Below are 8,728 nucleotides of genomic sequence, written 5' to 3'. Positions count from 1 at the left end.
GCCCGCCGTGCGCGGCCGGCGGTGCGGGGGGTGCGGTCCGGACGTGGTGCTGCCCGGGATCGGGCCGCGGGGACGGGGGGAGCTGCTGGATCAGTCCGTCCCGCGGGCCCTCGGGGTGCTGCTCCCGGGGGGCGGGCTGCTGCCGGCTGGGGTCGGGCTGCGGGGTCGTCCCGCTCACGTCACTCACTCGCTCCAGGGTAATGAGCCGCCCGCCCGCCTCCCGTCAGGGGGTCGCCGAGGACACCACGTAGACGACCGGAGCCGCCGGATCCGTCATGTTGACGGTGATGTCCTGGGTGGGGCGGGGCTTCTCGTTCCGGTGGACCGTGCCCGCCCAGTCGACGCCCGGGCCGAAGTACCAGCCGGTGATCTCGATGTCCCGTTCGCCGATCGTGACCCTGCCGGTCTCCAGCGCCGCACGGCCGGTCCCGACACCGCTCAGGAACCTGTCGAGGCCCGCGGAGGTCGTGCGGAACTTCACGTACATCCTGCTGACCTTCCAGTTGTTCGTCTCGTAGTACTGGACGCCCGTGGCGTTGCCGGGCACCGGAAGCTCGAAGATCCGGCGCTGCATCCCCGACGGCCAGTCCTCGCGCAGCCCCTGTGCCGCCGCCTCCGCCTCCTTGTCCTTGCCGGAGCGGCGGCTCTGTCCGGCGGAGATCACCAGGTAACCCGCCGGGATGCCGATCAGCAGCACGATGATGGTCAGCGTGATCAGCCGCCGGCGGAAGACCCGGCGCCGGTCCTGCGGGGGCTTCCCGCCGTCGTCACCGGCGGACCCGGCGGACCCCGGGGTGGGGGCCTGGCGCGGCAGGGCGTGGTGCTCGGCTGCGGTCATGGTGGGTGTTCCCTCGAAACTGCGGTGCGGACGTGCTGGTGGCCGGGGCGGGGGGCGCTGCCCCGGTTCAGTCCGCGGTCCGGGTGCCACGTGAGCTGCGGATGGTGCTCGCGGCCTGGTCGTAGAACTGCGCGTAGCGCTCGTAGCGTTCGACGCGCCGGCGGTTGGTGCGCCGGAACCTGCGGGCGACCAGGCGCGCCAGGTCCGCGGCACCGACCATGCCCGCCTCGGGGCCGAGCTGGGCCTTCGCGATCCGTGCCTCCGGGCGGTAGCCGCGTCCGGTCAGGTGGCGCTTGAAGGCGTCCCTCGCGGGGCCGATCAGCAGGTCGTCGGCCGCGCTGACCCCGCCACCGATCACGAAGCAGGAGGGATCCAGCGCCGCGGCCAGGTTGGCGATGCCCACGCCGAGCCACTGCCCGATGTCCTGGAGGAGTTCGACGCACATGGCATCGCCCTCACGGGCCAGCTCGGTGATGAGGGGGCCGGAGATGTCGGCGATGTTCCCCTTGACGCGGTCCAGGAGGAAGTGCGCGACCGGGGAGTCCGCCGCGGCCAGCTCCCTGGCCTCGCGCACCAGGGCGTTGCCCGAGCTGTACTGCTCCCAGCAGCCGCGGTTCCCGCAGGGGCAGCGGTGCCCGCCGGGCACCACCTGCATGTGCCCGAACTCCCCCGCGACGCCGTACTTCCCGCGCTTGACGTGTCCGTCCTCGAGGATCGCGCCGCCGATGCCGGTCCCCAGTGTGATCATCACGAGGTGGTCCTCGCCCCGCCCGGCGCCGAAGCGCCATTCCGCCCAGGCCGCCGTGTTGGCGTCGTTGTCAACCATCACGGGGACGACGAGCCGCGAGGCCAGGGCGTCCCGCAGGGGCTCGTCGCGCCAGGCGAGATGGGGGGCGAACAGCACCTTGGAGCGGTCCGCGTCGACCCAGCCGGCCGCGCCGATCCCGACGGCGTGCACATCGTGGCGGTCGGAGAGGTCCAGGACCAGCTCGACGATGGTGTCCTCGACGACCTGGGGGCTCTTGGACTTGTCGGGCGTCTCGGTGCGCAGGGTCTCCAGGATGTTGCCGTCGGCGTCGACGACTCCCGCCATCACCTTCGTGCCGCCGATGTCGATGCCGACGGTGGGAACCCGTGGCGCCGTGAGGTGCGAGCGCCGCTCCTTCGTGCCGACGGTCCGCAGAACGGTGGCGCGGGCGGAGCCGCGGTGGGTGAAGTCGCGGTACGTGCTCATCGTCCCTGCGCAGGTCGGGGGGCCGGCGGTCGCTCTTCCGGCGGCGGACGGCGCCCGCCGTGCTCGATTCTGCCATTTCCCCGCCCCCGTGACCGGCGGACGGCACCGGGGGCGGGGAACGCCGGGGACGGTTACGGGGTGTCCTCGCCCGCCGGGCGGGCGCCGGGTTCCCCGGGGGCCGGGGGGCGCCGCAGCTCGTGGCCGAGCTCCTCCAGCTCGCTGCCGCCCGCCATCTGACGGGTCAGCTCGTCCAGCGTGACGGCGTCCCTGGTGTGGCTGCCCGACATCGCGCCCCGCTTGAGGAGGACGAAGCGGTCGCCCACGAGATACGCGTGGTGCGGGTTGTGCGTGATGAGGACCACGCCGAGCCCGGCGTCGCGGGCCGCCGCCACGTACTTCAGCACGACGCCGGACTGCTTGACGCCGAGCGCCGCGGTCGGTTCGTCGAGGACGAGGACCTTGGCGCCGAAGTGGACGGCACGGGCGATGGCCACGCACTGGCGCTCACCGCCGGACAGGGTGCCGATTGGCTGGTCGACGTCGCGCAGGTCGATGCCCATGCGCAGCAGCTCCGTGCGGGTCGTCTCGCGCATCAGCCGGACGTCGAGGCGCCTGAACGGGCCGCGGCCCTTCGTCGGCTCGGAGCCGAGGAAGAAGTTCCGCCAGACCGGCATCAGGGAGACGACGGCCAGGTCCTGGTAGACGGTCGCGATGCCGTGGTCGAGGGCGTCGCGCGGACTGGCGAGCGCCGCTTCGCCGCCCTCGATCAGGAAGGATCCGGAGTCGTGCCGGTGCAGCCCTGCGATGATCTTGATGAGGGTGGACTTGCCCGCGCCGTTGTCGCCGAGGACACAGGTGATCTCTTCGGCGTGGACCTCCAGCGACACGTCCTCCAGTGCCTTGACGTTGCCGTAGTACTTGCTGACGTGGTCGAGCGCGACGAGCGCCGGGCGGTCCGTGTCCCGGAAGGCGGGAGCCTGGGGGGCCGTCATGTCGTCGCCTCCGCGCGCTTGCGTACCCATGCGTTGAGCAGGGTGGCCAGGAGCAGCATCGCTCCCAGGAAGAACTTGAACCAGTCGGGGTTCCACTCCGCGTACACGATGCCCTTGCTGGTCATGCCGAAGATGACCGCGCCGATCGCGGACCCGACCGCGGAGCCGTAGCCGCCGGTGATCAGGCAGCCGCCGATCACGGCCGCGATGATGTAGATCAGCTCGTTGCCGACCCCCTCGCCGGACTGCACGACGTCGTAGGAGAAGAGGAGGTGCTGTCCCGACACCCATGCGGCGAAGGCCACGCCGAGGTAGAGCCCGATCTTGGTGCGGACGACCGGGACGCCGACCGCGCGGGCCGCGTCGGCCTCGCCGCCCACGGCGAAGATCCAGTTGCCGAAGCGGGTGCGGAGCAGGATCCAGGTGGCGACGGCCACCAGGAGCGCCCACCACAGGATGGTGACCTTGAGCTCGACGCCGCCGACGGTGAGGTAGGAGGCGAAGATCTTGCGGGCCGAGGCGAAGCCCTCCATGTCGCCGATGGCCTTGGTGGACACCGTCCCGCTGATCAGCTTGGTGAAGCCGAGGTTCAGGCCCGTCAGCATCAGGAACGTGCCGAGCGTGATGATGAAGCTCGGCAGCTTGGTACGGGTGAGCATGAAGCCGTTGAACGCGCCGAAGCCCAGGGTGACCAGGAGCGACACGAGGACGCCGACCCAGACGTTCGCCGTCATCTGGTAGCTGAACATCGAGGAGATCAGGGCGGAGCTGGTCACCATCACACCGGCGGAGAGGTCGAACTCCCCGCCGATCATGAGGAGCGCGACCGGCGCGGCCATGATCCCGATGGTGGAGGCCGCGTACAGCACCGTGCCGAGGCTGGACGCCTGGAGGAAGCTGTCGGCGACGAGCGCGAAGAAGAGGAAGACGGCCGCGGCCCCGACGACCGAGCCGAGCTCGGGGCGGCCGAGCAGCCTGCGCAGCGGCGAGGTGCGGAGCAGCCGTTCGTCGGCCCCCGCCGGGACCGGCCGCCCGGTCGCCGTCATCGGGTTCCCCGGTTCGTGTACTCGGCGAGCCGGCCGGCGTCGGCGGCGGTGATGATCTGCGGGCCGGTCAGGACGGGCCGGCCGCCGCCGAGGACGTTCCGGTTGTAGCGGTAGAGCCAGAGCAGGTCGACGGCCTCGTAGCCCTGGAGGTAGGGCTGCTGGTCGACGGCGAAGCCCAGGGACTTGTCCGACAGGCCGGCGGCGACGCTCGCGTTGAGGTCGAAGGTGTCGATCTCGGCCTTGCTCCCCGCGGTCTTCCTGGCCTTGACGGCCGCGGCGGCGAAGGGCGCGCCCAGGGTCACCACGGCGTCGATGCTCTTGTCGGCGCTGAGCTTCGCCTCGATCGATGCCTGGACGTCGGGCATGTTGGTGCCGTCGACGTACAGGTTCTGCATCGTGCCGTCGAAGGCCTTCTTCGCTCCGGCGCAGCGCTGCTCGTGCCCGACGTTGCCCTGCTCGTGCAGGACGCACAGGGCCTTCTTGCGGCCGCGCTCACCGAGCTCGTCGCCGACCGCCTCGCCGGCGATCGACTCGTCCTGGCCGATGTGGGTGAGCGCGCCGAACGCCTTGGACTCGGCGGAGCCGGAGTTCACCGTGATCACGGGGATGCCGGCCTTGACCGCCTTGGCGACGACGGTCTTCATCGAGTCGGGCTTGGCCAGCGAGACGATCAGGCCGTCGACCTTCTTGTCGATCGCGGTCTGCACGAGTTCGGCCTGCTGCTGGCCCTCGTCGTTGTGCGAGTACAGGAAGTTGATGTTGTCCTTGACCGCCGCCTGCTCGGCGCCCTTCTGGACGATGTCCCAGAAGGTGTCGCCGTCACCCGAGTGGGTGACCATGGCGAACGTCCAGCGAGGCGTGTTCACGGCGGACCGGCCCTCGGCGGCCTGCTTCGCCGCGCGCTCCTCCGCCCGCTTCCCGCCGGTACTGCTGCACCCCATGAGGGAGGCGCCCAGCGCCACCGCCAGCATGGCGCCCATCGCACGTACCCCTGTCCCAACCCTTGCCACGACGCCGTGCCCTTCCAGTGCTGCTCGCTGTGCTGCCTGATCATGCCGGGGAGCGCTGTCTCGCGGCCCGGCCGCCCAAGTATCCCCGAGCGGGGACGGGACCCGTCGGCAGGGGCGCGGGCCGTGCTCTCCCGCCGTTCTAGGCGACCCAGCATGACCACGTCAACGCTCGCGCCGGAGCTCGCTGTACGGAACCCCGCCCACGGGCCGGCCGCGCGGAAGCCTCAGGGACGTGCCAGCAGCTGGAACTCGAAGAGGTACCGGGACGCCCGGTAGACGTGGGAGCCGAACTCCACGGCCCGGCCGCCGTCGTCGAAGGTGGTCCGCTCCATCGTCAGCAGCGGCGCCCCGACGGGCTCCCCCAGCCTCTCCGCCTCCTGGACGGTGGCGGCCCGCGCCCCGACGGACTGGCGCGCACTGTGCAGGGTGATCCCCGAGGAACGCATCATCCGGTACAGCCCCGTGGACTCCAGCCGGGCGGCGGCGAGCTCCAGCAGGTCCGGCGGGAGGTGGTTGCGCAGGAGCGCCATGGGCTCGTCCTGTGCGAAGCGCAGCCGCTCGACGAGGTGGACGTCGCTGCCCTCCGCCACGCCCAGCGCGGCGGCGACCTCGGCGGTGGCCGGCTCGACCGTGTTGCGCAGCAGCCGGGTCGCGGGCCGCCGGCCGGCCGCCTCCAGGTCGTCGTAGAGGCTGCTCAGCTCGAGCGGGCGCTTGATGCGGCTGTGCACGACCTGCGTACCGACCCCGCGCCGGCGCACCATCAGCCCCTTGTCCACGAGGGACTGGATGGCCTGGCGGACGGTGGGGCGGGAGAGCCCGAGCCGCGCGGCGAGTTCCAGCTCGTTGCCGAGGAGGCTGCCGGGTGCGAGGCGGCCCTGCTCGACGGCCGCCTCCAGCTGCTGGGCCAGCTGGTGGTAGAGGGGCACGGGGCTGGTGCGGTCCACGCCCAGCCCCAGAGCGGCGGAGTCGGCGGTGGGTTTGGGCACGGCAGGGAGCGTACCTCCTGGCGCCGCGCCGCACCCCCTGGTTTGTCAGGACATATAGTTGACAGCGCACCCGGCGGGCGGCACGTTGGGTCCATGCGCATCGGACTCATCGGCACGGGCCGGATCGGTTCCTTCCACGCGGGCGTGCTGGCACGCCACCCCGGCGTCGCCTCCCTGGTGGTGACGGACCCCGACGCCACCCGCGCCGCCCAGGCCGCCGGGCGGACCGGCGCCACGGCCGTCGCGGACGCGGCCGCCGTCCTCGCCGCCGGGGTGGACGCCGTGGTCATCACCTCCGCCACCGCGTCGCACGCCGCCCTCATCGGCCTGGCCGCCAGGGCGGGACTCCCGGCCTTCTGCGAGAAGCCGATCGCCCTGGACCTGGCCGGAACCCTGGGCGCGCTGCGTGAGGTGGAACGCGCGGGGAGCGTGCTCCAGCTCGGCTTCATGCGCCGGTTCGACGCCGGATACGCGGCGGCCCGCGCGGCCGTCCGCGGCGGCGCCCTCGGCCGTCTGCACACCGTGCGGACGGCGACCTCCGATCCCGCTCCCCCGCCCGCCGCCTATCTCCCGCTCTCCGGTGGCCTGTTCAGGGACTGCCTCGTCCACGACTTCGACATCCTGCGCTGGGTGACGGGCCGTGAGGTGGTGGAGGTGTACGCCGGCGGGTCGGACGCCGGGGACCCGGTGTTCCGCGCCTCAGCCGACGTCCGGACGGCGGCGGCCCTGCTGACCCTGGACGACGGCACGCTCGCCACGGCCACGGCCACCCGGTGCAACGGGGCCGGGTACGACGTACGCATGGAACTGGCCGGCGAGCGGGACCAGATCGTGGTCGGCCTGGACGACCGCACGCCGCTCACCTCGGTGGAGGAGCAGGGGCCGCCGGCACCGGCCAAGCCCTGGGCGGGGTTCCTGGAGCGCTTCGCCCCGGCCTACGAGGCCGAACTGGACACGTTCCTGCGCGTGGTGCGCGGGGAGTCGGCGAACCCCTGCGACGGCCGGGAGGCGTTGCACGCGCTGCGTGTCGCCGAGGCCTGTGAACTCTCGCGCGCGGAGCACCGCCCCGTGCGCCTGTCGGAGATCGCCGACGCCTGAACCCCGGCCGCTACCAGGCCACGGGCAGCTCCAGCGGCCCCCGGATCAGCATGCCGGTACGCCAGGACAGGTCGGCCGGGTCGGTGGCGAGCCGCAGCTCCGGGCAGCGTTCCAGGAGCGAGCGGATGGCGACGCGGGCCTCGATACGGGCCAGCGGCGCGCCCAGGCAGTAGTGGATGCCGTGGCCGAAGGCGACGTGCCCGCGGGCGTCCCGGGTGATGTCGAAGCGGTCGGCGTCCGGGTAGCGGACGGGGTCGCGGTCGCAGTCGGCCATCGCGACCAGCACCAGCTCGCCGCCACCGGGGATGACCGTGCCGCCGACCTCGACGGGTTCGGTGGTGAAGCGGTACGTGGGGGTCTCGACGGGCCCCTCGTAGCGGAGTGTCTCCTCGACCGCGTTGTCGATGAGCCCGAAGTCCGCTCGCAGCGCCCGGAGTTGCGCCGGGTGGGTGAGCAGGCTCAGGACCCCGTTGGAGATGAGGTTGACGGTGGTCTCATGGCCGGCCACCAGCAGCAGCCAGGCCATGCCCACCAGTTCGTCGGGGGACAGCCGGTCGCCGTCGTCGTCCGACGTGTGGATCAGCGCGCTCATCAGGTCATCCCCGGGCGCCGCGCGCTTCTCGGCGAGCAGTTCGTCCAGGTAGGCGGTCATGGCGGCGGTCGCCCGGCCGCGCGCCTCGGCGTCCAGCGACGACACGGCCGTGTTGGACCACTCCCGAAAGGCCCGGCGGTCAAGGGTCGGTACGCCCAGCAGTTCGCAGATGACGGCCATCGGCAGCGGGAACGACAACGCCTCCACGAGATCGGCGCTCCGGTCCGGGGCGTCGAGCATGGCGTCGAGCAGCGCGTCCGTCGTCTCCTGCACGCGGGGGACGAGCCGTTCCATCCGGCGCGGGGTGAACTCCCTGGCCACGAGCCGGCGCAGCCGGGTGTGGGCCGGGGCGTCGGAGCTCAGCATGGACGTGCCCGCGGACACCTTGGCGACGCCGAGCGCGGGGGAGGCCCTGTGCCACTCCTTGGACAGCCGCTGGTCGGCGAGGAGGGCCCGCCCCGCCTCGTACCCGACGACGAGCCAGGCCGGTGAGCCCTCCGGGATGCGGACACGGTGCACCGGCCCGCGGGCGCGTAACCGGGCGTAGACGGGATAGGGGTCGCGGGTGAAGTCGTCACCGAGTGCGCCGAGGTCGAGCAGGATTTCCGTGGTCACGGTGGTTCCCTTCAGGTCGGCTGGGTGGAGAGCGTACGGTTCCCGGGCCGCGGCGCACAGCGCCTCGGCCTCATCGTGGCCGAGGCCGTACGGGTCGCGGCGCACGACGGCCGGCCCCGGCCGGTGCGGGTGACGGCGGCCCGGGGGGCGAGGACGCGGCGGACGTACCGGGGGCCGGGAGCGCAGCCGTGCGAGCGACGGGCGTCGGGCGTGGACCCGCTGCCCCACCTGGGACCTCCGCGCGGCCGGCGCGGGCGCGGTGTCGGGAACCCGGCGGTCCCGGTCAGGGCGTGACGCCACCCACACTGCGGCGCCCC

General features: G+C 72.7%; 8 protein-coding genes and 1 pseudogene. 1 reads left to right on the top strand and 8 read right to left on the bottom strand.

What is annotated here, in order from left to right:
* The 7 genes and pseudogenes from ABZ371_RS24605 to ABZ371_RS24575 form a co-directional block, all read right to left on the bottom strand.
* Positions 1-187, bottom strand: a pseudogene (locus ABZ371_RS24605) (hypothetical protein); the annotation flags it as partial.
* A 36-nt stretch (positions 188-223) separates the two neighbouring features.
* Positions 224-838 (bottom strand): hypothetical protein, encoded by a 615-nt coding sequence (locus ABZ371_RS24600; RefSeq protein WP_358683335.1) that lies wholly within the window; start codon positions 836-838, stop codon positions 224-226.
* A gap of 67 nt (positions 839-905) precedes the next feature.
* On the bottom strand, positions 906-2,072 hold the full coding sequence (locus ABZ371_RS24595; protein ID WP_358683333.1) for an ROK family glucokinase: 1,167 nt from the start codon (positions 2,070-2,072) through the stop codon (positions 906-908).
* A 131-nt stretch (positions 2,073-2,203) separates the two neighbouring features.
* On the bottom strand, positions 2,204-3,064 hold the full coding sequence (locus ABZ371_RS24590) for an ATP-binding cassette domain-containing protein (RefSeq protein WP_358683331.1): 861 nt from the start codon (positions 3,062-3,064) through the stop codon (positions 2,204-2,206).
* Complete coding sequence (locus tag ABZ371_RS24585; protein WP_358683329.1) at positions 3,061-4,110, bottom strand: ABC transporter permease; 1,050 nt, start codon at positions 4,108-4,110, stop codon at positions 3,061-3,063. The genes ABZ371_RS24590 and ABZ371_RS24585 overlap by 4 nt, the downstream gene beginning before the upstream one ends.
* Positions 4,107-5,090, bottom strand: coding sequence for a sugar ABC transporter substrate-binding protein (locus tag ABZ371_RS24580; RefSeq protein ID WP_358683327.1), 984 nt, complete (start codon positions 5,088-5,090; stop codon positions 4,107-4,109). Before ABZ371_RS24580 ends, ABZ371_RS24585 begins: the two co-directional genes overlap by 4 nt.
* A 254-nt stretch (positions 5,091-5,344) precedes the next feature.
* The gene (locus ABZ371_RS24575; protein WP_358683325.1) at positions 5,345-6,106 is read right to left on the bottom strand and encodes a GntR family transcriptional regulator; all 762 of its coding nucleotides are present in this window, start codon (positions 6,104-6,106) and stop codon (positions 5,345-5,347) included.
* 93 nt (positions 6,107-6,199) lie between these two features.
* Between ABZ371_RS24575 and ABZ371_RS24570 the strand changes: the two genes are divergently transcribed.
* Positions 6,200-7,204 carry a Gfo/Idh/MocA family oxidoreductase gene (locus ABZ371_RS24570; protein ID WP_358683323.1) on the top strand — a complete coding sequence of 335 codons (1,005 nt, stop codon included), beginning with the start codon at positions 6,200-6,202 and terminating at the stop codon, positions 7,202-7,204.
* A gap of 10 nt (positions 7,205-7,214) precedes the next feature.
* On the opposite strand, the gene ABZ371_RS24565 is transcribed toward ABZ371_RS24570, so the two are convergent.
* On the bottom strand, positions 7,215-8,411 hold the full coding sequence (locus ABZ371_RS24565) for a cytochrome P450 (RefSeq protein ID WP_358683321.1): 1,197 nt from the start codon (positions 8,409-8,411) through the stop codon (positions 7,215-7,217).
* Between the last annotated feature and the right edge of the window lie 317 nt (positions 8,412-8,728).

Origin of the sequence: Streptomyces sp. NPDC005899, assembly GCF_040629645.1 — a bacterium.
GTDB lineage: Bacteria > Actinomycetota > Actinomycetes > Streptomycetales > Streptomycetaceae > Streptomyces.
The sequence above is the reverse complement of the archived record's forward strand: the minus strand, read 5'-3'. Positions and strand labels throughout refer to the sequence as shown.